General features: G+C 43.3%; 23 protein-coding genes. 7 read left to right on the top strand and 16 right to left on the bottom strand.

Features of this window, described 5'->3' with window-relative positions; translation table 11 throughout:
• Positions 1–10: 10 nt before the first annotated feature.
• The 6 genes from DRW07_RS07515 to DRW07_RS07490 all read right to left on the bottom strand — a co-directional run bounded on the left by DRW07_RS07515 (position 11) and on the right by DRW07_RS07490 (position 5,337).
• Complete coding sequence (locus DRW07_RS07515; protein ID WP_124027267.1) at positions 11–445, bottom strand: ATP-dependent zinc protease family protein; 435 nt, start codon at positions 443–445, stop codon at positions 11–13.
• A 6-nt stretch (positions 446–451) separates the two neighbouring features.
• The gene (locus DRW07_RS07510; RefSeq protein WP_240630536.1) at positions 452–1,480 is read right to left on the bottom strand and encodes a succinylglutamate desuccinylase/aspartoacylase family protein; all 1,029 of its coding nucleotides are present in this window, start codon (positions 1,478–1,480) and stop codon (positions 452–454) included.
• Entirely contained in the window at positions 1,481–2,386 is a 906-nt protein-coding gene (gene rimK / locus DRW07_RS07505) for a 30S ribosomal protein S6--L-glutamate ligase (RefSeq protein WP_124027266.1), read from the bottom strand.
• 91 nt (positions 2,387–2,477) lie between these two features.
• The gene (locus tag DRW07_RS07500) at positions 2,478–4,037 is read right to left on the bottom strand and encodes a bifunctional GNAT family N-acetyltransferase/carbon-nitrogen hydrolase family protein (RefSeq protein ID WP_124027265.1); all 1,560 of its coding nucleotides are present in this window, start codon (positions 4,035–4,037) and stop codon (positions 2,478–2,480) included.
• A gap of 3 nt (positions 4,038–4,040) precedes the next feature.
• Complete coding sequence (locus DRW07_RS07495; RefSeq protein ID WP_124027264.1) at positions 4,041–4,907, bottom strand: LysR family transcriptional regulator; 867 nt, start codon at positions 4,905–4,907, stop codon at positions 4,041–4,043.
• 73 nt (positions 4,908–4,980) lie between these two features.
• Positions 4,981–5,337, bottom strand: a complete 357-nt coding sequence (locus DRW07_RS07490; RefSeq protein ID WP_165870444.1) for a MaoP family protein — start codon at positions 5,335–5,337, stop codon at positions 4,981–4,983.
• Between the two features lie 117 nt (positions 5,338–5,454).
• Here DRW07_RS07490 and DRW07_RS18285 point away from each other — a divergent pair, with 117 nt between their 5' ends.
• The 3 genes from DRW07_RS18285 (at position 5,455) to DRW07_RS07480 (ending at position 7,987) form a co-directional block, all read left to right on the top strand.
• Complete coding sequence (locus DRW07_RS18285; RefSeq protein WP_165870443.1) at positions 5,455–5,634, top strand: hypothetical protein; 180 nt, start codon at positions 5,455–5,457, stop codon at positions 5,632–5,634.
• A gap of 127 nt (positions 5,635–5,761) precedes the next feature.
• Positions 5,762–7,099, top strand: coding sequence for a magnesium transporter (locus tag DRW07_RS07485; protein ID WP_124027262.1), 1,338 nt, complete (start codon positions 5,762–5,764; stop codon positions 7,097–7,099).
• 36 nt (positions 7,100–7,135) lie between these two features.
• Positions 7,136–7,987 carry a mechanosensitive ion channel family protein gene (locus tag DRW07_RS07480; RefSeq protein ID WP_205665376.1) on the top strand — a complete coding sequence of 284 codons (852 nt, stop codon included), beginning with the start codon at positions 7,136–7,138 and terminating at the stop codon, positions 7,985–7,987.
• On the opposite strand, the gene DRW07_RS07475 is transcribed toward DRW07_RS07480, so the two are convergent.
• From DRW07_RS07475 to DRW07_RS07465, 3 genes are read right to left on the bottom strand one after another with little or no spacing between them, the layout of a single operon-like run.
• Positions 7,980–8,903 carry a GGDEF domain-containing response regulator gene (locus DRW07_RS07475; RefSeq protein ID WP_124027261.1) on the bottom strand — a complete coding sequence of 308 codons (924 nt, stop codon included), beginning with the start codon at positions 8,901–8,903 and terminating at the stop codon, positions 7,980–7,982. The two genes, DRW07_RS07480 and DRW07_RS07475, sit on opposite strands and share 8 nt — an antisense overlap.
• A gap of 3 nt (positions 8,904–8,906) precedes the next feature.
• Positions 8,907–9,317, bottom strand: a complete 411-nt coding sequence (locus DRW07_RS07470) for a response regulator (RefSeq protein WP_124027260.1) — start codon at positions 9,315–9,317, stop codon at positions 8,907–8,909.
• Positions 9,310–11,994 carry a PAS domain S-box protein gene (locus tag DRW07_RS07465; RefSeq protein WP_124027259.1) on the bottom strand — a complete coding sequence of 895 codons (2,685 nt, stop codon included), beginning with the start codon at positions 11,992–11,994 and terminating at the stop codon, positions 9,310–9,312. The genes DRW07_RS07470 and DRW07_RS07465 overlap by 8 nt, the downstream gene beginning before the upstream one ends.
• 254 nt (positions 11,995–12,248) lie before the next feature.
• Between DRW07_RS07465 and DRW07_RS07460 the strand changes: the two genes are divergently transcribed.
• Positions 12,249–12,929, top strand: a complete 681-nt coding sequence (locus tag DRW07_RS07460) for a hypothetical protein (protein WP_124027258.1) — start codon at positions 12,249–12,251, stop codon at positions 12,927–12,929.
• Between the two features lie 62 nt (positions 12,930–12,991).
• Here the strand turns inward: DRW07_RS07460 and DRW07_RS07455 are convergent, their stop codons facing one another.
• A complete protein-coding gene (locus tag DRW07_RS07455) occupies positions 12,992–14,128 on the bottom strand; it encodes an EAL domain-containing protein (RefSeq protein WP_124027257.1) in 1,137 nt (378 codons plus the stop codon).
• Between the two features lie 210 nt (positions 14,129–14,338).
• On the opposite strand from DRW07_RS07455, the gene DRW07_RS07450 reads away from it, so the two are divergent.
• The gene (locus DRW07_RS07450; protein WP_124027256.1) at positions 14,339–15,289 is read left to right on the top strand and encodes a coiled-coil domain-containing protein; all 951 of its coding nucleotides are present in this window, start codon (positions 14,339–14,341) and stop codon (positions 15,287–15,289) included.
• Positions 15,290–15,296: 7 nt separating this feature from the next.
• Here the strand turns inward: DRW07_RS07450 and DRW07_RS07445 are convergent, their stop codons facing one another.
• The 5 genes from DRW07_RS07445 to DRW07_RS07425 form a co-directional block, all read right to left on the bottom strand.
• Entirely contained in the window at positions 15,297–16,145 is an 849-nt protein-coding gene (locus DRW07_RS07445; protein WP_240630535.1) for a hypothetical protein, read from the bottom strand.
• Between the two features lie 64 nt (positions 16,146–16,209).
• Positions 16,210–17,577 carry a diguanylate cyclase gene (locus tag DRW07_RS07440; protein ID WP_124027255.1) on the bottom strand — a complete coding sequence of 456 codons (1,368 nt, stop codon included), beginning with the start codon at positions 17,575–17,577 and terminating at the stop codon, positions 16,210–16,212.
• Between the two features lie 33 nt (positions 17,578–17,610).
• Complete coding sequence (locus DRW07_RS07435) at positions 17,611–17,769, bottom strand: DUF2256 domain-containing protein (protein ID WP_124027254.1); 159 nt, start codon at positions 17,767–17,769, stop codon at positions 17,611–17,613.
• Positions 17,753–19,297 (bottom strand): cryptochrome/photolyase family protein, encoded by a 1,545-nt coding sequence (locus DRW07_RS07430; RefSeq protein WP_124027253.1) that lies wholly within the window; start codon positions 19,295–19,297, stop codon positions 17,753–17,755. Before DRW07_RS07430 ends, DRW07_RS07435 begins: the two co-directional genes overlap by 17 nt.
• Entirely contained in the window at positions 19,294–20,700 is a 1,407-nt protein-coding gene (locus DRW07_RS07425; protein ID WP_205665375.1) for a cryptochrome/photolyase family protein, read from the bottom strand. Before DRW07_RS07425 ends, DRW07_RS07430 begins: the two co-directional genes overlap by 4 nt.
• A 59-nt stretch (positions 20,701–20,759) precedes the next feature.
• Here DRW07_RS07425 and DRW07_RS07420 point away from each other — a divergent pair, with 59 nt between their 5' ends.
• A complete protein-coding gene (locus DRW07_RS07420; RefSeq protein WP_124027251.1) occupies positions 20,760–22,037 on the top strand; it encodes a DASH family cryptochrome in 1,278 nt (425 codons plus the stop codon).
• Complete coding sequence (locus DRW07_RS07415) at positions 22,025–23,503, top strand: cryptochrome/deoxyribodipyrimidine photo-lyase family protein (protein WP_124027250.1); 1,479 nt, start codon at positions 22,025–22,027, stop codon at positions 23,501–23,503. Before DRW07_RS07420 ends, DRW07_RS07415 begins: the two co-directional genes overlap by 13 nt.
• On the opposite strand, the gene DRW07_RS07410 is transcribed toward DRW07_RS07415, so the two are convergent.
• Entirely contained in the window at positions 23,500–23,757 is a 258-nt protein-coding gene (locus DRW07_RS07410) for a hypothetical protein (RefSeq protein WP_124027249.1), read from the bottom strand. The two genes, DRW07_RS07415 and DRW07_RS07410, sit on opposite strands and share 4 nt — an antisense overlap.
• Positions 23,758–23,777 lie beyond the last annotated feature (20 nt).

Below are 23,777 nucleotides of genomic sequence, written 5' to 3'. Positions count from 1 at the left end.
CATTCCAGTATTAGTTTTTTGTCAGCAAAAACTCAGAAGCAGGGTCAACGAGAAACCTGTCTGCCATGCCCTGGCGGCCAAAAAGCATCAAATAGGTCATAGAAGACCTGTCTGTGAGTGTAATCTGAATCGGCCAGCGCATGTCAGCCATCACAATATCTGTTTCTATCGTGTAGCGCCTTTCCAACGTCGCGGTAGAGCTCTTGACTTTCTTTTGCGTAATAATTTGTGCTTCTTTTCGAACCACTTTAGACACATCATGAATATCAGGATGCATGGTGAACCGAACCCAGGCTTCTCCGTTTTTTTCGAACTCTTCAATATCATCAACGTGCAGTGAAGACGTTGCAGCCCCTGTATCCACCCTCACGGTTAGTCCTTCGATATTCAAAGAAGGAAGATTACAGTATTCAAGTGCCCCAATAATCGGTTTTGTTTTGCTCATTTTTTTTCAATCCTGAGGGTTTAACTCTTGTGGAACCAAACTATCTTGTAACCTTTCCACATGTTCAGCCACAGTGACGGGTTGTTTGAAGTATCCAATATGGTAAATGGCCTCGCCTTCTTGCGCTAAAGGGATATTCTGTTTACCCACAACAATGCCTTCAGCAGGGCTAATTACGTAATCGTGGACCTCGCCAAAGGGATCAGAAATACTCGCCAACTTATCGCCTTCATATACATGGTCACCTAACTGGGCGATGTGATTGACAAACCCACTTTCAGGAGCCCTTACCCAGCCACTTTGATTGGCAACAAAAGGGGTAAAAGGTGTTGCACGTTTACGCTTATTGAGCATTCCCAGGTGCCGCATTACATTTACAATGCCTCTCACACCAGCGCGTATACTAAACTCGTCATAACGCAATGCCTGTCCCGCCTCATACAAGAGTATCTTCACCCCCGCATCACTGGCTGCCTGCCGCAAAGAACCATCACGAATATCAGAATTGAGCATTACTGGGATGCCAAAAGCACTGGCGAGTTCTTTTACCGACTCGTCGCTTAGGTTCCCTCGAATTTGTGGCAAATTACTACGATGGATAGCGCCAGTGTGCAGATCTATGCCTACATCGCATTTGGTGACTATCTCTTTAAAAAATAAATTAGCAATTCTGCCAGCTAGGCTGCCCTTTTTACTGCCGGGAAAGCTCCTGTTTAAATCGCGCCTGTCAGGAAGATAACGAGACTGGTTGAGGACCCCATATACATTCACCATAGGAACCGCGATAAGGGTACCGCGTAACCTTTGAATAGATTTCGACTTTATTAATCTGCCGACTATCTCAATGCCATTTAGCTCGTCACCGTGGATTGCCGCACTGACAAATAACGTTGGGCCTGGCCTTTTACCTCGCTGCACATAAACAGGAATACCCATACTATTAGAGGTATAAAGCGGCGGCATCTCCAATTCAATTTTTTTACTTTCGCCCGGCGCGATATTATGGCCAGCGATAGTCAGATCTTTGCTGCTCACCTAGCCTTTACCTTTGGTCTTAGTATTATTAGGTCTTGCTGATTTTTCTATAAATTCAAACACCATTCCGGCTATGTTTTTACCCGTCGCATTTTCAATGCCTTCTAACCCTGGAGAGGAGTTAACTTCCATTACTACCGGTCCATGATTAGAACGCAAAATATCAACACCACAACAATTTAACCCCATCGTCTTAGCAGCATCAACAGCGGTTTTTCGTTCTGCTGGTGACAAACGGGTCAAGCTCGCCGAACCACCTCGATGAAGGTTTGAACGAAACTCCCCTGGCGCGGCTTGTCGCTTCATTGCGGCAATCACTTTACCCCCAACAACAAAGCAGCGTATATCACAGCCCCCCGCTTCTTTGATGTATTCCTGCACCAATATACTGGCATTAAGTCCCATAAAGGCCTCAATGATAGACTCAGCGGCTTTGTGGGTATCAGCTAACACCACACCAATGCCCTGCGTGCCCTCAAGCAATTTGATAACAACGGGGGCACCACCCACGTTTTTAATCAAATCATCAATTTTATCAGGGTGATACGCAAAACCGGTTCTTGGCATACCAATACCTTTTCTTGATAACAACTGCAAAGAGCGCAACTTATCTCTCGAGCGGCTAATGGCGACAGACTCATTAATACTATAAGTCCCCATCATCTCGAATTGACGCACTACAGACGTACCATAGAAGGTAACAGAGGCCCCGATTCTTGGGATCACAGCATCGTAAAATGGCAGCTTTTTACCTCTGTATCGAACCGACGGGTTGTTACTGGTGATGTCCATGTAACAGTGCATAGTGTCGATTACGTCAACTTTATGCCCTCTTTCTTCACCGGCTTCTACTAGCCGACGGGTTGAGTACAATTTAGGGTTTCTAGACAGAATAGCAATGCGCATATTAGTCCTTTATTTTTAGATATATATACGAGAATTAAAAAGCATGCGTCATATTACAAACAAACACAAACAATTAGCGTTTTAAACATAGTTACTCTTCATTGCCGCCTAACCATTCGACCCGGTAGAGATCTCGCCTTCTATCAAGGTAATTTCTCACTGAACCCTCGTTTTGAAGCTTGGTTAATTTATCTAAATCCAAATCAACAATTAATGTCATTTCTGTATTAGGTGTTGTTTCAGACACAATTGCATCATGGGGAAAAGCGAAATCAGATGGCGAAAACACCGCCGTCTGACCATATTGGATATCAACATTGTCCACTTTAGGTAAGTTACCCACACTACCGGCAATGGCGACATAACATTCATTTTCTATGGCACGAGCCTGGGCACAGCGACGGACTCTCAGATAGCCGTTTTTTGTGTCGGTCCAAAAAGGCACAAATAAAATCTGCATTTCCTGCTCACTGAGAATACGTGCCAATTCTGGAAACTCAACGTCATAGCAAATAAGCACACCAATTTTACCAAAATCGGTATCAAATGCCTTAATGTGTTGCCCGCCTTTCATGATCCAGTCTGTTTTTTCATGTGGCGTAGGATGCAATTTATACTGGCTGTCTATGGTGCCATCACGATTGCAAATGTAACTTACATTGAAGAGTTCATCATCTTCAACCACCGGCATAGAACCGGCAATGATAGTGATGTTATAGCTAACCGCTAGCTGTGACATGGCTGTTCTGATTTCATCGGTGTATTCGGCTAAGTGCCAAATAGCATCTATGGACGTGTCACTGGGACTTAATCCCATTAAAGGTGCATTAAAAAACTCAGGAAACAGTGCCACATCACACTTATAGTCAGACAATGCATCAACAAAGTACTCAACCTGTTGTAATAGCTCTTCCATATTATTGAAATATCGCATTTGCCACTGCACACAACCAATCCGAGCATTGGTGATGCGTTTGCCAATCAAATTGGACATATTCGGGTCATAGTAGATGTTGTGCCATTGCAACAGCGTGGCATAACCCTTGGAGGCTTTATCTTCCGGTAAATAAGCTTTAAGTATTTGCTTAACCTCAAACCCATTGGAAAGCTGAAAGGTGAGTATAGGATCATAAAGGTCTTTGGATTTTACGGCTTCAATATATTCAAAGGGGGTAAGCTTATCTGCCACCTTGGCATAGTTGGGAATTCGTCCGCCCGCCATAATTGAGGTGAGATTCAGGTTACGACACAGTTCCTTGCGCGCTTCATAAAGACGACGGCCCAAGCGCATACCCTGATAGTCAGGTGAGACGATGACTTCTACACCGTATAACACGTCGCCGTTTGGATCATGAGTGGTTAAATAGGCATCACCCGTAATCTCATCATAACTGTGTTTGTCACCAAACTGATCATAATCAACGATCACTGATATGGCGAAGGCTACCACTTTACCCTTATCTTCAATGCAGATCTGTCCGTCAGGAAATGTTGAAATCTGCGCCTTATAGTTTTTATAGGGCCAGGCGCCACCAACTTGGGCATAGACCTTGTCCATTAATGCTTTTACATCGGCATAGTCATCCAACGTGAGATGACGCAACTCAAAGTGGTGCAGGGGTTCGTCTGTGTTATCAACGTCGATGGTCATGGCTTACTCCTGAGTCATCTGAAAGAGGGTTGAGTATGTGAGTGGACTGGCATAAAACTGGAAAATATCATCTAACGCTGAGTGCTGTGCATTTTTTAAACGCGAGACATACAAAGAAAGGTAGCCGCTAATAGGTTGCGCTTTTATAAGTTGACCTTGTGGATGCGTAACGGAAGTCGCAATATTGTGTGGAAGCACAATACTTGCGCATTCTCGCTGATTGAGCACTTGCAGACCGAGCGCGATGGAAGAAGTACTGAAACAGGCCTGCCTGAGTTTAGGGAATTCACCAAATAACAAAGCACTTATTTTATCACCCCAATTAATGTGAATTAAGTTATTCAGCGCTTCTGCTGGATCAGCGTCATGGGTATGATACAGCCCCAATTCTAGGTTTCCAATGCACAATGTTTCTGCATCGTCAGACTTGATTTTTTCAAGGCTAAACACGATGTCTACAGTTCTTTCATGAAGCTGCCGGGAAAGTTGTTCTGTGTTTACCACGTCACTTTTTAAGGTTAGTTCAGGGAAGTGATGATTTGTAGCTGCATATAAATGAGAGAATAAAAGATGCCACGCATTGGATGTCGCGGCGGTTGACAAGAGTTGAACATCGACTTCCTGCAACGCGCGCCGCGCATCGTTTAAGGTTACCACCATAGACTCGGCAAACGGCAATAACCTCTCGCCGGTACTTGTCAGACGTATACTGTGCCGCTCTCTTATGAACAACGGCGCGTTAAAATATTCTTCCAACTGTTTGATTCTGGCACTTACCGCTGATTGTGTCAGATAGAGATTTTCCGCTGCTTTGCCAAAGTGTTTTGTTTTAGCGACTTCTATAAAGGTATTGAAAAAGCGTACATCCATTGCCGATGTTCTTTTAAAGAATCAAAGTGCAATAATGACGCTTAATCACATAAGAATTCAAGGTTTATGGCAATTAGGCATCGTCATAATCTAAAACAGTGTCTTCTTCAAAGTCATCGTCGGTCGTTACTGAACGATTAGAGCTGTAAAGGGTGTAGAACTTTCGTGGTGTTAGCGTGAGCTTCTTATATTTCAACCACGTCTTTTCTACTTTAGACTCTGCTTCAGCCTGCCCCTGTAAAACACTTACCAGACGTAATTCTTCCTCTGATTCTGGTTGAAGAGAACCATTAGATAGCCCTTCTAACGTGACACCAAGCTGAGAGAGGATATCAGACTCAGCGATACTAAAGTCTCCACTTTTTTTGAAACCCCTTGGATAGTTTTTTGCATCTAAGAACGTTTTTGATGTCTGTCTAAAGCCATTCATCGCAATTTGCACCATTAGTTAGAAGTAACAGCTGCTTTTTAACGGATACTTCTGCTGGTGGAAAACGCAAAAATTTTATCGTCAAGAACAAAAATATTTGTTTTATTAGTTTGACCGATGAGCGATAACATCCGCGCGTGTATAACCGGAGATTTGGAAATGGGTAAAGATTTTCGATTCAACAAAAACGAATGGGCAGACGACAGTAGTGCTGTGAACCACAAGCGTGACTCTCAGAAGCGTCAGCGTAAAGTTGAACAAAAACGAAAAGACAAACTACGCACAACACACGAATAAATTAAATGGCAGTGTTCAACCACCACTGCCTTCAATCCTTCCGAACTAACCCGCAAAGATTTATACAGAAAAAAGCCATCAGCCCTTATAGTATATAAAGAGTATCGTTTTACGGTAAGGAGCTGTTATGGCGGAGCCGCTTTCCGAACTTATTGAAGAGGTCGTCAGTGCACCTTTGCATGATGATTCAGCATCAGTTGCACAGATTATGATTTCTGAAGATACCACCAGTATTGGATTACTGTTGGAATCTTTGCCTGTTAATCAGCGTGTGGATGCATGGCAATTAGTACCTGACCACAAGAAAGTGCAGGTTCTTGTCGAGATGCGCAGTGATCCTCGTGAGGTATTGATTGCTACCACAGAACCTGAACGGTGGGATGCGCTATTTACAGGTATAGATGCTGAAACTCTCCTTGAACTTGCCGATTCTTTACCAGATAGTCTGGTTGACAAAGCCCTTGCTGCTATGGATAAGCAGCAACATGAATATTTTAAAGATGCCAGTCAATACGCAGAAGAGCAAATTGGTCACTGGCTAACCCATGACGTTTTAACACTCCCTATAAACGCTGATACCAAAGACGCAATGAGACTGATCCGCCGCACGGTACCACGACTGACAGATTGTATATTTCTGGTGAACCGAGCTGGTCAGTTTTCTGCCGCTGTTCGACTGACGCGTGTATTTGGTGCGCCTGAGCATTTAAAACTGGTTGAATTAGCAGAGCCTTTCATTGATGTAGTTAAGGCTGAGGATGTCGGTGTGGTTGCTGCTAAGACAGTTCAACGTTCTGGATTTACCGCTATTCCTGTGCTTGATGAAAACAATATTCTATTGGGCCGTGTCGATATTGCATCTGCCTGTGAATTGATTGATGAATATCACGAGCGACAAGTCATGGCATCCGCTGGAATGGATGAAAACGAAGATTTATTTTCTCCCGTTCGCAAAAGTGCCCAGGGACGTGCAATTTGGCTGGGCATCAATCTCGTTACTGCATTTTTGGCGTCTTGGTTTATTGGCTTATTTGAAGCAACACTGCAACAAGTCGTGGCACTTGCTGTTTTGATGCCAGTAGTGGCCAGTATGGGAGGGATTGCAGGTAGTCAAACTCTGACACTCATTGTTAGAGGGCTAGCACTTGGTCAGGTCACTGACGCTAACCGAAAGGCTTTATTAAACAAAGAACTCAGAGTGGGAGCATTAAATGGTGTCATTTGGGCGGGTGTTATTGGATTTGTAGCGTTTATTTGGTTCAGCAACGCCATGTTAGGTCTGGTTATCGGGCTAGCAATACTACTTAATATTATTGCAGCCGCTCTTTCGGGTGTTTTTCTGCCCGTTGTGCTGTCAAAGCTAAAATTAGACCCTGCTCTTTCTGGGTCTGTCATACTCACTACGGTTACGGATATCGTTGGTTTTGTAACTTTTCTTGGTTTAGGCACAGTTTTTTTGTTGTAATACCAGTTTGGTTCGCAATTGTATTAAAGGGGTGACGTGCAAGACCTTATTGCTTTATTTTTAGATCATAAAATAGTGATCACAGTAGCCTCCGTTTTTTCAATTTTTGTTGTTAAGACGGTGTTGGTTAAATGGGTAAGATCATTTGCAAAAAGTAAAGGGAAAGACAAGCGGGATTTCGTCAATAATATAAAAAACTTCCTCAACTTTATTATTCTTGTCGTACTCTTAGGGTTGTGGGCAGGTGAACTACAAAACTTTGCGCTATCCATAGCCGCATTCTCCGTTGCAATTGTGCTGGCAACCAGAGAATTCATACAGTGCGTTATAGGCTTCTTTTATCTCATATCAACAAGGCCTTTTCGTATTGGAGATTGGATTCAGGTTGAAAATGCCGTTGGCGAGGTGGCTGCCACCGACTGGATTAAAAGCACCCTGCTGGAAGTCGATCCACATACATACGAATATACTGGCCAAACCCTGTTCATACCCAATAATAAGCTGATCACGCTTCCTATTAAAAATTTAAACTTTCACAAGAGATACGTAAGTCATAGGTTTGAAATCGCACGCGATCACAGCGTAAATGTTCACGCCTTTTTAGATCAGCTGTATGACACAGCGCTGGGTTATTGCGAAGACTTCTATGATGTAGCTGTTCGTTACAACCAAATGCTTGAACGACGCTTAGAGGTTCATATTGCCGGTCCTGAACCTTTGCTGGAGGTAAAAACCAACGACATAGGCGGTACAGTGGTTACCATTACCATATTTTGCCCTACTGAGCGTGCAATAGAATTAGAACAAAAGATCACTAAAGCCTTTATGCAAATGTGGTATGAAAAGTTCGCCGCGCAAATGACCACCCAAGACAAACCAATTAATTGAGGTAAAAAGCAACCTTATTGCCACCATTAGATTTAGCTTCATACATAGCTTTGTCAGCATTTTCTAACACGCTTTTGGGAGAGTCGGCGCTTGCATCTGGTATGGCTATTCCGATACTGGCGCCGATGTGCACTTCTTCTGGGCCATCTTCTGTATCAATAATAATAGGCTGACGCAAAAGATGCAGCTTGCTTACTGCGGTGTTTTCCAAGGCAACTTTATCTGTTAAATTTGGCAAAATAATAGCAAATTCATCACCACCTACTCTGGCAATGCAATCTGTAGTGCGGCCAAAAGACACTAACCGTTGCCCTATTATCCTTAACACCTCATCCCCGAATGCATGGCCAAAAGAGTCGTTGATGGGTTTAAAGTCGTCCAAGTCTATAAACATCAATGAAAAGGGTTGGCCATACCGCTTCAAACGTTCGTATGCTGTTTTCAGACACTGATGAAAAGCATTCTTGTTACTTAACGAAGTCAGTGAGTCTTTTTGGCTCAAACGCTTAAGTTCAGCCACTAACTTGTAACGTTCAAGTGTAAAGCGGATTACTCGCCTCAAAAGTGTCCCGCGCAACTCAGCTTTTGGAATGTAGTCCTGAGCGCCTAGTTTAATAGCTTCTTCACCAAACTCTTCCTCATCAAACCCCGTTAACACAATGGCAGGAATATCAAATTGCTGCTCGTTTAGGTGTTTAAGTGAATCTAAACCTTTGGTTTGCGACAGACCAAGGTCCAACAATATTACATCGCAGGACTCTTTACCTATGGCTTCTGTGATTTCTTCAATAGAATAGAAATGGGTTAGGCTGAAATTTACCGTAGCGTCGTCTTTGAGTATCTGTTTAACAATATAAACATCATCACTATCGTCATCGACGATGAAAACAGAAATGGTTGGTTTAGTAGCATTCATTGCTTATGTGCTCAATGGTGCATGGTTATATTCAAACCAATACTGACAAAGTGTAGACACCAGTTTAGCTAGCTCGCCATTGCTATCTGGTTTTGTTATGTAAGACTTCACACCCAGCTCGTAGCACTGCCTGACATCAGAAGGATTCGTTGAGGTAGAGTAAGTGACAATCACAAGATGGTTGACGTTGTCTGACGCATTCAAACTGCGCAGAACATCAAATCCTCCCATGTTGGGCATATTTAAATCTAGTAAAATGACCGAATTATCAGCCTTTCCCTGCTCAATGAACTCAAGAAGTTCGCTGCCGTCATTTAGTGTTTCAACGTTGGGTGGCGGACTAACTTGCTGACAAGCTTTCTTAAAAAAGTAGATGTCATCGTCGTCATCATCAACAATTATTATTTTAGGCATGTAACCTCCGTGGTATTGCTACAACAAACGTTGCACCTTGTTCCCTATTGCTGAAACATTCGATGCTGCCTCCATGAACCAGCACAATTTGCTTTACAATGGCCAATCCTATACCGCTGCCGCTGTATTCTTCGCGCCTGTGCAATCGTCTAAACGGCTCAAAAATTGCGTTCGCATTCTTTGGGTCTATACCAATGCCGTTATCTGCAAATTCAACAATAATAAAGCCAACCGTGACACGACTACTTATAGTAATAACAGGTTTTGTCTCTTTTGCTACAAATTTTACCGCATTTTGGATTAAGTTTTGCACAACCTGCTTGAACAAAGTTATGTCAACATCGACATAAGTATCGCCCACGTCTAACTTAATATTCGCTTGTGAATCCTCCAACAACATAGAGATATCCGTGATGGCTTCCTGTATCAGGGCAGATAATGAATGCGATGCTACATCAAGCTTCGTTGTTTTTATTCGAGAAAGTGACAACAGACCTTCGATCATTTGCCGCATTCTTAAGGCTGCATCGTTTATTCTGGAGAGTTGATAACGCTCATCTTCCGAATCAAACTTGTTCTGCAAACTATCGGTTAACGATTCCGAGAACGAGCTTATTTTACGCAATGGTTCTTGAAGATCATGAGACGCAACAAATGCAAATCGCTCGAGATAAGCATTAGATTCACTTAGTTGATTTAATAACTTGTTTTTCTCCGTTACGTCAATAAACGTACCCAACATTTGAACAGCTTTTCCATCAGGGCCCCGCTTTATGACCGAGTCGAAAGAGTAACACCACACCCAATACCCTTTTTTATGTAAAAAACGGTACTCTAATGGTATTAATTCTTCGGGAGATGACGTCAGTACTTTTTCCATATGAGCTATCACGTGGTCGCGATCATCTGGGTGAAAAAGTGCCATAAAATCTTCGATAGTATTCAGTTCAGTTAAATTGTAACCAAGAATGTCGACGTACCTTTGATTTATCTGAATATTGGCCTCTTTTTCAAAATCATAGACATAAAGACCACACACTGAGTTGTTGATAATACTGGCAAGCAATCCATTTTGTTCATCTAAAGCACGCTCATTCTTTTTTTGTTCCGTTATGTCAATAGCCGAGCCGATAACATGGGTGACGCGATCTTGTTCATCGAATACCGGATAAAGACTCGTCTGATACCAGTGTTCACTATTTACCTCTAATTGTTCAGTATATTTATGTGGTCTTTTTGTTGACGCGCACTTAGCATAATTAGTCCTTATCCTTTCAATAGCATTTGGCGGAAATACTGCTCCACTTAATTCCGTTAATGTTTTATTTAAAATCATATCCAAGGTGATATTTTCACCAGACCGTTTGAGGGCTGTTGTATTGTATTCTACAAATTTAAACTCATTGTCTGGCAAGCATTCCGCTGCCCAAATGGCTTGGGTTGGGCTCTCGTAAATTGCAGTAAGGAAACTGGATTTCTGACGTTCAGAACGCTCAGTCTCTTTTTGGCTCTGAATATAGCGAACAGAGCCAGAGAGTATCTTGGGTTCCCCCTCTACAGTAAAAGAACTATTCCCTCGAATTTGAAACCAGGCATATTCCCCTGATGCACTTTCTCCCAGATACTCTTGTTCAAAGGGCACTTTGTTTTTCCAATGGTTATCAATGACAGACTGGACTTGATGCCTGAAATCAGGGTGTATGTGCTCTATGAGATCCTGATAGCCTAGTTTTTCACCTTTTGCTGTACCTAGAAGTGTACGCAACGTATCCGAGCAACTGGAAGTACCGTTAACAAAGTCAAATTCAAAAATACCGTCTTCAGTGGCACTTGTTGCCCGTTTTAACCTTAACTTAGATTCAGCCAGTGCCTCTTTAATTTCGGTGAGATCGGAGAGGTTTTTGATGGTAGCAACTAGCAAGTTGGATTCAGCATAATCAATTTTAGTCAGTGATATTTCAGCCGGGATTGTATTGCCGTTACTTGCTTTAATCCCCCCAACAAAAGACACAGAGAGTTCAGTGTCATCCGTTGAACGTCCAAACACAGACAGTGATTGATAAAATTCATCATTCTGAGGCACAAAAAAGTCTGTCATCTTACCTTTCGATAACAGCGCTGTATCAATGGCAAATTCTCGCTCAACGTTGCGATTTCCCAGTTTGATGTTTCCTTGGTCGTCAAGCAAGAGCGCACTTACAGGTAAAGAGTCCAACATAACACGTGCCAAGCGTTGTGTTTCAAGCTGCGACAACAAGGCTTGGTTTTCGTTAGACTGCACGTTAAGTTTATTTACCACCCCTTGAAATTGCGTGACCGAGGGTATTTGTAATGCCGTAGGCAGATTCTTAAACACATAGATGGCTGTTAGCATTGACACTACAGCCGTAGCCGCCTTACTGATGCCGTGTATACCATAGACTCCCTGCCAAATTGTCCAAATGCCAAACAAATGCGTAATGCCGCAAAACACAATGAACAAGGAAAAAAGGACAAAAACACTGTTATCTTTAATATCCGAACGGCCCCTGACAAACAGCATGATACCAAAAGGAATAGAAAAATAGGCCAATGCAATCAAGGCGTCGGATACTACATGGGTCAGTAAAATGTGGGGCTGCCACAGGTAACAATGCCCATGGGGCATATAATCACCTCGGAAAAAACTCTCTAACATTCACATCGTCCTTAGATGTTTTTTGTTATCTGAGTTTAGGTATAGCACAAACATGTAATACCCTTAGTGTAATTCACTCAGCATTGTTTGATTTATTATCACCCCCCTGCAATACATCTGATGTCTATTTTTTTTACACTCCGTGTAAAATTAAACAATAAACACTCCTCATCCTATTGTTATTTATAGATTTAACAAATCTGGCACATTAAATGCTTAGTGACGGTTGATTACAATTTTGAGGTATGTAAACAATGAAACTAATTAGAACTGTTATGCTTAGCATGTCACTCATAGCTAGCGCGTCTGCTAGTGCAACACTTATCTATAATGAAGACTTTAGTGGAAGTGCGGGCTCACTGGTGAGTGCGGGATGGTCAGACTCAGACAACAGTAATGGCCTAGAACTATATAGAACAAACAGCGCGAGCCCTCGCGGCATGGTGGGTGTTTACGATCATGACAACAACCCTTTCACACCCGATGTAGCCATTGTCGGCGCACTGGAAGTTAACGATGATGCGGGCAATGTACAGCTCATGTCTGAAATTTTTGTTATGGATCAAAGTGTTTTTTCCTGGGAAGTGGGCACATTAAGTTTTTTTGCAGGAGTAAGAAAAGCAAATGCCCAAGGGGCAAGTGTGGAAGTCTTCAACGTGACACAAAACTATTCATTAACGGGCTTATTGACGCCAGCTCTTAATCCAACTGCGCCCAAAGCTAAAAATACTTGGAGTTTTAATAGTTTCAGCTTTTTATGGGGAAACACGCAGCAAGGTGATGAACTGCAATTGCGGTTTAATGGTGGCGGCTCAACTTCTGCAAATGGTCTTCAAATTGCTGACATTGCGTTAACAAAAGTACCTACACCGGGGCCTTTATTGTTGTTAGGGCTTGGAATCATAGGCCTAGCACTAGGGAAACGCAGGCAGTAAAAATAGTCGTCGTTTTGATAGTAAGATTAGCCAGCGAATAATGCTGGCTTTTTTATTGCAATTCAACCTTGCAGACGTTTGGCAGCTTTCTTTAAAGGAGTTAATGATTCTTCAATCTGTTTGTTCCCCTTGCAATCACTCAGCATATCCACGGGTTTTGGCTTGGCAAAATAATAACCCTGTAAAAAATCAGCATTGGCACCAATCAGCCAGCTTGCTTCGGCTTCGGTTTCAACGCCTTCTGCGATAACGCGAATGTCACTGGTTCTCGCGATCCTAATTAAACTTTCAACAATGTTTTGTTTAAAGACATCACCGTCTATGCCGCGCACTAGCTCCATGTCTATCTTCACGTAATCTGGTCTTAAGCTGTCGAGTAAGTTAAGCCCTGACCAGCCAGACCCTATATCATCCAATGCTACCTGGAAACCAGCATTGCGGTAAAACGCCAGTATTCCTTTCAGGTGGTTAAGGTCTGACGCCCTGTGAGTTTCTGTTACCTCAAATACGATATCCTTGGGCTTCATTCCAATGTCATTAACGGCTGCAGCGGTCGCTCTTAAACAATAGGCAGGGTCATAAATACTGGAGGGATTAAAATTGATAAACAATTTCCCTCCTAACCTTGCTTTGGCGGCACTTTCGACCGCGGAGCGGCGGGCTACCAAATCCAATGAAAAAAGCAGGTCCGATTTTTCTGCTATCTGAAACGCCAAATGGGGTGGCACTATGGTGTCGTATTCGTCGCGAATACGAAACAATCCCTCGTGAGCAAAGATTCGAGGAGTATTGAGGGCATCTTTTGCTTGAACGATAGGTTGAAACCATGTCTCATAACTTTCCGATTCAACACTGTCTACCAGCCACTTTGCCTTATACCTATTTATGAGTATGTCCAATGTGGTCATGCGCGCCATGTCAGCCAAGGTGGGTGAAGATTGACTGGCTGTCGTAGTCACCTTTGTGGCAGCAAGCTCTGCACCTTCTAGCGCGCCTAGCATAGCGGTCATAAAGTCTTTCACCTTATCCTTAGGTACAAGGCAAGAAATACAGTGAGTGGTTTCTTGTTTGGATATTAGCCCCAAACCACCGCAAAGGCTGGCGAGCTTACCAAATGACTCAATAGTTGGCACAAATATCCAGAAATAGGTGGACTCAAAAAAATAGTCGTCTACTGACTCGCAGTCTGCACAATACATATCTTGACTTACTCGCTGACACACATAGCTTTGTACTTAAACGTAGTCTTTTTGGATTTCATTGCGAATAAATTGCCGGCTCGTAGAACTGAACTAAATAATAAACCATTGTACCAGCCGGCATTTGTTGTCAAAATGCACTTACGCGTGTGAATCATTGGCTCGATGGTTCATAAATCATAATTATAATACGCTGCGGGGTCAGAGCACATGAGCAAAATTCCAGCCTCTATCATTCAAGCGTTGGAATCGGCGTGGCAGGAAGCTGTTGCTGATATCGATGAAAAAGATACGGTAAAGTACAAAGAACAGCTTGAAAAGGCCAAGGTCCTATTGCGCGACCGCTCGGTTAAAATTGCACAGCTTGAAATGGCCCTCAGTGCATCAGCAAATGAATCACAAAGAGATCTAGCCAATTCAAAGCAACATGTAGAGGGCCTTTCGCAAGCCCTTACAAACAAGCAATCCACCATTGAAGAATTAAAAGCGGTTATTGATGCTTTAGGCGAAGAGAATCGTGCTTTGGAAGAACGTTTAGAAAACGTGACACAAACCAAAGATCTTGAAGATGCGCTTGCTGAGGCACAAAAAGATGCCACGACAAAAATAGCCGATTACCAGGCCCAGCTTACTGCTCTGGAGGCGGATATTGCGCGTATCAACGAGCAAAACGAAACCTTGTCATCTGAGTTGGAAAAAGAACAAGAAAGCGGTAACAAAGCCAATAAGGCGCTTGAGGATTTAACCTCCCAAAATGAATCGTTACGTAGCGAACTTGATGTACTTACCTCAAGCAGCAGTGAACAGGAAGAAATTAAAAAAGAACATGCGGCTCTGCTTGAAGAAAAAGCTACCCTCATGACTGAGCTTGATAGCAGAGGTGCTCTGCTTGCCTCTCTGCAAATAGAAACCCGACGTCTCTCAGAACACCTGCAACGAAAGCAAGAAGAAAACGATGCCCTGCAACGCGGTAATAGTATGCTGCAAAGTCGTAGCAATTCTGTTTCTGAGAAATATGACAGCATGGCAGATAAGCTTAAACAGAGTGAAGCGAAGATAAACGATCAGAGCAAGCATATTGAAATTTTGGAACGGCAGTTGCGACTCGCTGAGCAAAAAATCGACCACCTCGAAACTCAGCAAACGAAGACAGCTTCCTAGAAAAAGGCTACTGGTTAAGAATGGTGTATTGTTCGGTATCAATAAAGAAGCCGGCTTGCCTGTAGGCTCTAACAATACGGTTATCTCTGCGCAGGATGGCGAGACCTTTATTGATTGCCTGATAGGCTTGAGCGCCTAGCGGATGTTTTTTGCTGATCACATAGTGCCTGCTGTCATTGAGCAAAATCGCAACGTTCGGTACATGCCGCAGCCTGATAGTTTCTAATTCATAAATGTCATTATCATTGGCAAAAAACGGCATAATGATAAAATCAATATACATCTTAGATACCATATTTGCCTGACTGACCCACTCATCTTCGCGAATAAGTTCTTTTAAAGGCAATGCCGATAGTGTATGCCAGTCTGTTTTCCAGCGCGGTGTTGAAACCGCGCTATATTGCTCTAAATCACTCAGCGTTTTCAGCGTAAAAATAGTCGGGTGTTCAGGGCTTGCAAATATACCTGCGTGATATTCGCCGGCCCGGATAACGGGTTCTGACATGTACACGGAATCGGCAATTGTTTGCGCATCTGAACGCCAATAAGAGTCGAAGCTAAGAAGAAGTTTTCCTTGTTCCAATAGCCGAGTATTACGGAAATTAACTCTGCCAGGTGCATAGACAAAGTTAATATTGAGTCCGCCCAGTTTAAGCGCTTGCTGAACCAGTACCATCTCAACAACGTCGCGCCGTATAAACTCACTCTCGAAATTGTCAATTTGAAGTACATCGCTATCACCAACAAACTTGGTGTAGTTTTCCAGTACATCGTCGCGAATGAACATTACTGTTTCTTCACCAAGTCCAACGCGAGAGCAACTCAGCAATAACAGAAACAGAAAACCCCTTAACACGCGACTCACCTCAAACCTCTAAGAATATAAGCACAATTATATCCAACAAAAATACCATATAACATTAGTCATTAACTAAGTGCATTGATTGTTTATCCTTGTACATTTCATCGTCGGCTTGTTTCAACAAAACGTCTAACGATTTATCAATGCTTTCAACTACCACTACACCAATGCTCATAGAGACTTCTATTGATTCAGCCCCCATCAAAAACGGCCGTGCCTTTACGCCATTTTTTAACTTATCTTTGAGCCTATGTGCTTCTTCTGTGCTTTCGGTCCTGTCTACAATAGCCCAGAACTCATCGCCACCTACTCTGGATACCATGTCTGAGGTTCTCAATGACTCAGTTAAATATTCACTCACAAAACACAATACATCGTCACCCACAACATGGCCGTAGTTGTCATTGATAGATTTAAAATTATTAATATCAATATTAAAAATGGAGAATTGGTGCCCATTTCGTTTTTTGGCCAAAATGTGCTTGAGATGAGACAGGACAAATCGACGGTTTGGTAGGCCTGTTAGCTCATCATGTAATGATGCAACCCTTACTATCTGGAACGCTCTGGCGATAAGTAAAAGGCCCAATAAAACGATTATCCCTATCGTGGTCCCAATGACTTGTACTGTTGCTTTTGTTTTAAGAACACTTTCTAAAGAATCAAATTGAAATTGGGTAGCTAACTCCCATGTGGCACCTGGCAAAATAACGGGTGAAATGAAATCTGGTTTCTTAAATACCTCTACAGGTCCAAAGAAGCTCTCAGCAAGACGCTCTCCGGAAGCCGTGTCCAACCGTCTGAGTGATACTTTCATATTGTTAATATTATCTATACCGACATCTTCCAGTAGCGTATCGTAATCGATAACCACGCTTACCAGCCCCCAATAGGTTTTATTCTTGGGATAATCTGTAAAAATGGGAAATCGGGCGACTAGACCTTTGCCGCCCTGAACCAGATTTACGGGGCCAGCCAAATAAACATCGCCTGATTGCTTAGCCTCTAAGACACTCGGATATTGTAATGGTACATTGCTGTAGTTCAGCCCCAGAGCTTGCTCATTTCCGCTTATAGGATAGATTTTTTCAATGATGTCGTTAGGTGCGATAGCGAGGTTTCGCACAATGCTGGTTCGGCCGATTAGTTTCTCACTTAATTTTGCCCAGTTTTCAAGTGCCAGCTGCGGATCCATGACGACCACATTGGCGAGGCTGTCTGCGAGGTAAATACTCTCAAACAATAGCGCTTCTATTTCTGATTTGAGCAGTGCAGAACGTTGAGTTAGGTGAGCGCTTTCCTGGTTTGTCACTTTTTGAACATACAAATCGGTTACTGTTTGGACAGCTATCCAGAGCAATAGCCCATATAACCCAACAAACAGAGCTATATATAACTTAGTCTGACGACTGATACTTAGGTTCATGTGCAAAACCGAAAAAGGCAACCCTTCTAAGTTTTAAGTTTTACACAAATTAGCGTGTTTGTCTTTTTGTCTCGCGCACCGTTTAGAGCAGTATTTCACGTTTTCCCAGTCCCGTTCCCACTTCTTCCTCCACGCAAAGGGGCGTTGACAGACGACGCACGTCTTCTGCGGTAGATTACACTTCTTGTGCATTGTCGATTTTGTGTAAGAATGCTGACGCGCTTTCCCGAATGAGGGTTAACTTCTCCTCTGACATCTTTTTATAGGTGTTTAACGTCATATTCATTCTTGGATTATTACCCAGAGCTTCCAAATTTCTATCAATAAAGTCCCAGTACAGATAATTAAAAGGGCACGCTTTTTCACCAGTTTTTTTACTCACGCTATAGCCACATTTCTTACAATAGTCAGACATTTTGTTAATGTAACTGCCGCTCGCGGCGTAAGGCTTGCTGGCTAGCTTTCCGCCATCTGCATACAAGATCATTGCCGACACATTGGGAAGTTCCACCCATTCATAAGCATCAGCATAAACAATGAGATACCATTCATTGACCGCTTTGGGTGACAGACCTGCTAATAATGCAAAATTACCTAGGACCATCAGTCTTTGGATGTGATGGGCATAAGCGTTTTGCTTTGTTTCTGTTATACACTGACGAAGGCAGTTCATATTCGTTTGACCAGACCAAAAGAAATCCGGCAGCTTTCGTTTTGCTTGAAGCACGTTCTCAGTACTAAGTGCGGGCATGAAATACCAATAAAAGCCGCGAACGTATTCTCTCCAACCCAAAACTTGACGTATAAATCCCTCAACAGAATTTAATGGTGCGTTGTCATTGTAATAAGCTTCTTCAGCCCGAGCGATGACTTCTTCAGGATGCAACAAACCACAATTTAGATAGAAGCTAATATGAGAGTGGAACAACCAAGGCTGATTTTGTGCCATGGCATCCTGATATTGACCAAAATTAACCAACCTTTTTTCGATAAACTCATCAAGCACGTCTAACGCTTGCTCTCGTGTAACGGCATAGTGGAACGGTAGAATGTCTCCAAAATGATCTGGAAAATACTTTTCTACAAGCCTGATAACGTCATGGGTTATGTCATCCACAACACAGTGTGTTGGCTTTGGAATAGAGGTTTGTGCGGGCAGCGGAGAGCGGTTTTGTTCATCATAATTCCACTTTCCTCCTACAGGATGATCACCCTCCATGAGAAACCCGGTACGTTTCCTCATCTCTCGGTAAAAAAATTCCATTCTCAACTGTTTTTTGCCCTTTGCCCAGTTGGCAAAAAAGCCGTCATCGGCTATGAAACGATTATCCGGCCTAATGTCGACAGGTAAACTAAACTTATCTGACCAGCTTTTCACCTCCTCAAGCAGCCGATATTCACCCGGCATAGTCAACACGATTTTGCTATATTCCTCTTGCCTTAGCTGATGTTTTACCTGCTCGAAGAGACTCCCTTTGTTACTCTCGTCGTCGTAGGCGACGTAACATACATTGAATTTTTCTTGCTCGAGTAAACGTGCAAAATGACGCATTGCGCTAAAGAGAAAAACAATTTTTTTCTTGTGGTGTTTAACATAGGTGGCCTCTTCTCTCACCTCTGCCATTATTACAGTATCGTAAGCCGCTTTTATACCCTCTAATGCAGAGATAGACAGGTTTAGCTGGTCGCCCAATACAACTCTGAGTACTTTCTCTGTCATGATGCTTGCTTCACCGCATCAAAAGCCTCTAATGCCCGTACCCTTGATGCTTTTAGATCAACGATCGGTTTTGGGTAATGCTCCCCGAGGGTCACACCTGCTTCCGATAATACCGACTTTGGTGCATCCCAGGGCTTATGAATGTATTTATTTGGAAGGGCGGATAACTCTGGACAATAGGTTTTTACATACTCACCGTGTTTATCAAATTTTTCTCCCTGCAAAACGGGGTTGAATACACGAAAATAGGGCGCAGCATCTGCTCCGCAACCAGCAACCCACTGCCAGCTAGCACTGTTACTGGCCGTATCGGCATCACAGAGACAATCCCAAAACCAGCGTTCACCCAATCGCCAGTCAAGTAGTAGATTTTTGACTAAAAATGACCCCACTACCATGCGTACACGATTATGCATATACCCGGTTTGCCATAGTTCACGCATACCCGCATCAACAATAGGAATACCTGTCTGGCCCTTCTGCCAACGCTTCAATGCTGACGAGTCTTCTCGCCATGGGAAAGCATCAAATTTTGATGCAACATTTTTCGTTCTCAGCTGTGGGTTGTGAAACAATAAATAATAACTAAATTCACGCCAACCCAGCTCACTTAGAAACGTATCAACCCCTTCTTTATCCATCCCGCCAAATTTGTCCAACGTAGCATACCACGCCTGATTTACTGACATTTCACCCCAATGAAAATGTGGACCCAACATTGAAGTGCCCCGGATCGCAGGAATGTTCCTATCGTCTTTATAGCGTAAAATCGGTCCATCAAGAAAGGTATGCAAACGCGTCGCAGCGCCCTCTTCTCCAGGCTGCCACGTTTCTTTTAGGCCTTGGTCCCACGCAATGTCAGGGAGAAGGCACAGCTCTTCAATACACAAACCATAGCCCTTACTATCTAACGTAGTAACATTTGGCTTTTCTTCAGGGTACCGGGGCGGCGGTGCAGCTAAACAGCCCTTTCGATAATAAGGAGTAAATACTTTGTAGGGACTGCCATCCTGCTTTGTGATTTGCATTGGCTCCCACAAAAGCGAACCATTGAAGCTCTTAACCGTTAGTCCCTTTTTTGTGAGGTGTTGTTTTATATCGGTATCTCGTTCAATGCTATTAGCCTCATAGCAACGATTCCACGTAACAACCTGAATATCAAAAGCATCAATCAGTTTTTCTAGTAAAGGTTTGGGTGCGCCTTTTAAAACCAATAACTTACCACCCAGATCGCGATTCAGCGATTCTAATGAGTGGTGTAACCACCACTGAGAGGCGCCACCAAGCGCATCGTTTTGATCGGTCTGTGTATCTAAAATGAATACGGGTAAAACATCGCCTTGTTTGGCAGCAAAGTGCAATGCCGGATTGTCTTTAAGTCTTAGGTCCTTTCTGAACCACATTATGCTATTTGCTTTAGTCACTGAATGATCTTTTTTTGCTGGGCCCTCTATTCAGACATATGAATGAGAGAAAACTATTAACTGGATTATTCTGGTTTCGGCACGATTGTCGTCTCACCGATATGCCAGCGCTGCGTAAATTAGCCGACCAGGTTGACCGCTTGTTGTGTGTGTACGTGTATGATCAGGAATGGTTCACAACCACAGCCTACGGAACTACACCATTAGGAGCGCGCAGAAATGACTTTATTCAATCTGGGCTACAATCGCTAAATAGGCAATTGTTTCATTTAGGGCAAACACTCATTATTGAAAAAGGTCAGCCTGTCGAGGTTATCACCCGGTTGATTTCCCATTATAAAGTGACTCATATGGGATGTGCTGCTTACGCCGGTCCAAATGAAGTGCACCAAATTGCTAGGTTGAAGGAGGCACATGAGGAGCTGGTGTTTTTTGAAGACAGTGCCACTCTACTATATGAATCAGACACCTTACCGTTTTCGCTTGAGTCTATGCCAGACCACTTCTCTCCCTTTCGTAGAAAAGTGGAAAAATATTCATCGGTAAATGCTAGCCTCCCTCCGCCTGAGGCGCTACCACCTCCGCCCAGTGATATTGATATTGGCACTGCTCCGCCAACTGACTGCACTGTGACCGATGATGCTAAGCATATCGGTGGAGAAAAGCATGCGTTAAATCAGATTGATTATTATTTTAGCCGAACACACGCGGTGTCTCGATATAAGGAAACACGTAACGGAATGCTTGGTTGGGATTTTTCAAGTAAGTTTTCAGCATGGCTAGCCAATGGACATGTGTCACCACGCGTGATTTACGAAAAACTCAAAGCCTACGAGCAGGCACATGTTGCTAATGAGTCCACGTACTGGTTATTTTTTGAATTACTGTGGCGTGAGTTTTTTCATTGGCAACTAACAAAACACAAGACGGCTTTTTTCAAGATTTCGGGTATTCAAAACAAGCTGCCTAAGACCTCATATGATAAAAAGCGCTTCCACCTTTGGTGTCAGGGTGCAACCGGATTCGATATCGTTGATGCCAACATGCATGAATTGAATGAAACTGGTTTTATGTCTAATCGGGGACGACAACTTGTGGCTTCTTGCTTTGTTCATGAACTTAATTTGGATTGGCGTTATGGGGCCGCTTATTTTGAACAACAACTGATCGATTTTGATGTTGCCAGTAATTATGGCAATTGGCAGTACCTTGCAGGGGTTGGCAGTGATCCCCGTGGTCATCGTCAATTCAACCTTGAAAAACAAGCCCAGTATTATGATGCAGATGGAGCCTTTAGGCGTAAATGGTTAACCTAGTCTGGTTAAAACGTGACCTTAGGCTAAGAGACCATGCCCCTTTGCAACTTGCGGCTCAAAATGGTCAGCCTGTTTTACTCTGTTATGCTATAGATAATGATATCTGGGCTAATCCCCATTATGATGAGCGCCATCAAACCTTTGTTTTTCAGTCGATTAAAGATATTGATCAGCAATTGTCCGCATTCAACACACAGGTTCTTGTGTTCCGAGGTAACATGAAGGGCTTACTGAAGAAACTTCAGCGGCATCTTGGTTTGGCATCACTCTATAGCTACCAACAAATTGGTTTGTGTGTAACCTTCGAACGAGACAAAAAAGTTGCAACATGGTGTTGTCAGCACAATTTACATTGGCATGAATCTCCTTACGGGGCCGTGTATCGGGGGTTATCTCATCGTCAAGATTGGGATAAACGCTGGCAACAACGCATCCTTACGCCAACTAGTGATATTGACTTAGCAGCAGTAAACTGGTTTACATCCTTTGCAGCGTTGCCTTCAGAGGTAATTGGCCAGACTGACGATATCTGTGCCCATCCAAGCCGTCAACCGGGCGGTGAATGCCGTGCATGGCAAGTGTTGAAGAGTTTTTTAAAAGACCGAGGAAAACACTATCATCAACACATATCAAAGCCAGCGCTCGCGAGAAAAGCTTGTTCTCGATTGTCCCCCTACCTTGCATGGGGCAACATTTCAGTTAAACAGGTTTATCACAGCATTCTGCAACAAAACAGGCCGGAGTGGCGTCGTCCAATGTCAGCTGTAGCCTCGCGGCTACATTGGCACTGTCATTTTATTCAAAAATTTGAAAGCGAGTCTGACATGGAATTCAGACCAGTCAATAAAGCCTATCTGTCTTATCCCTACGAAACAGGTCCAGAGGCACAACGCCGCTTTTATGCATGGAAATCGGGTAAGACTGGTGTTCCGCTTGTCGATGCCTGTATGCGAGCATTAAACGAGACTGGCTATCTTAATTTTCGCATGAGAGCACTGTTAGTAAGTTTCTTAACCCATGTTCTCAATGTACATTGGAAACTGGCGGCTGAACACCTTGCCACCGTGTTTTTGGATTTCGAACCAGGCATTCATTATCCACAAATTCAAATGCAAGCAGGCGTGACGGGTACCAACACGATCAGGTTATACAACCCGGTTAAACAGGCCGAAGACAATGATCCCGACGGTACTTTTATCTACAAATGGGTACCTGAACTCAATGCACTTCCTCCGCCCCTACTCTTCCAGCCTTGGAAACTCACGCCACTTGACTTTACTTTGTTTGGCTCCGAGCCGTTGGCGTACCCTAAACCAATAATCGACATTGAGCGCGCGATGGAAGATGCAAGAGAAAGAATGTGGGCGTTCAGAAAAAAACGCGAAGTGAAACAGGAAGCCAGGCGCATCATTGCGAGGCATACTACGCCTTCTAGCCCCTCCAGGAAACAGGCTAAACTGAGCTAGCGCTCATGGTCTTTTAGCCATTGTGTCAGCAATTGTATTTGACCACACTTGTAAGCAGCATACGTAAGGCGGAGTGCGTTAGAGAGCACTTCACTGTCTTTCCAATGGGTTTTGTCTCGTATCTCTTCATAACAACTCATGGCTTCTGGCGTAATGTAGCCACGAACTAGCTTTTTTCCCGCGTCTCTTTGGCGCTCCCGAAAGCGTTTTTGCTTTTCAGCATTCAATTGGGATTTTGTTTTACTTACCGTCATACATTTTATTCTGTGATTTT

The sequence above is a fragment of the Paralteromonas sediminis genome (assembly GCF_003820355.1).
Classification (GTDB): Bacteria; Pseudomonadota; Gammaproteobacteria; order Enterobacterales; family Alteromonadaceae; genus Alteromonas_F; species Alteromonas_F sediminis.
The sequence above is the reverse complement of the archived record's forward strand: the minus strand, read 5'-3'. Positions and strand labels throughout refer to the sequence as shown.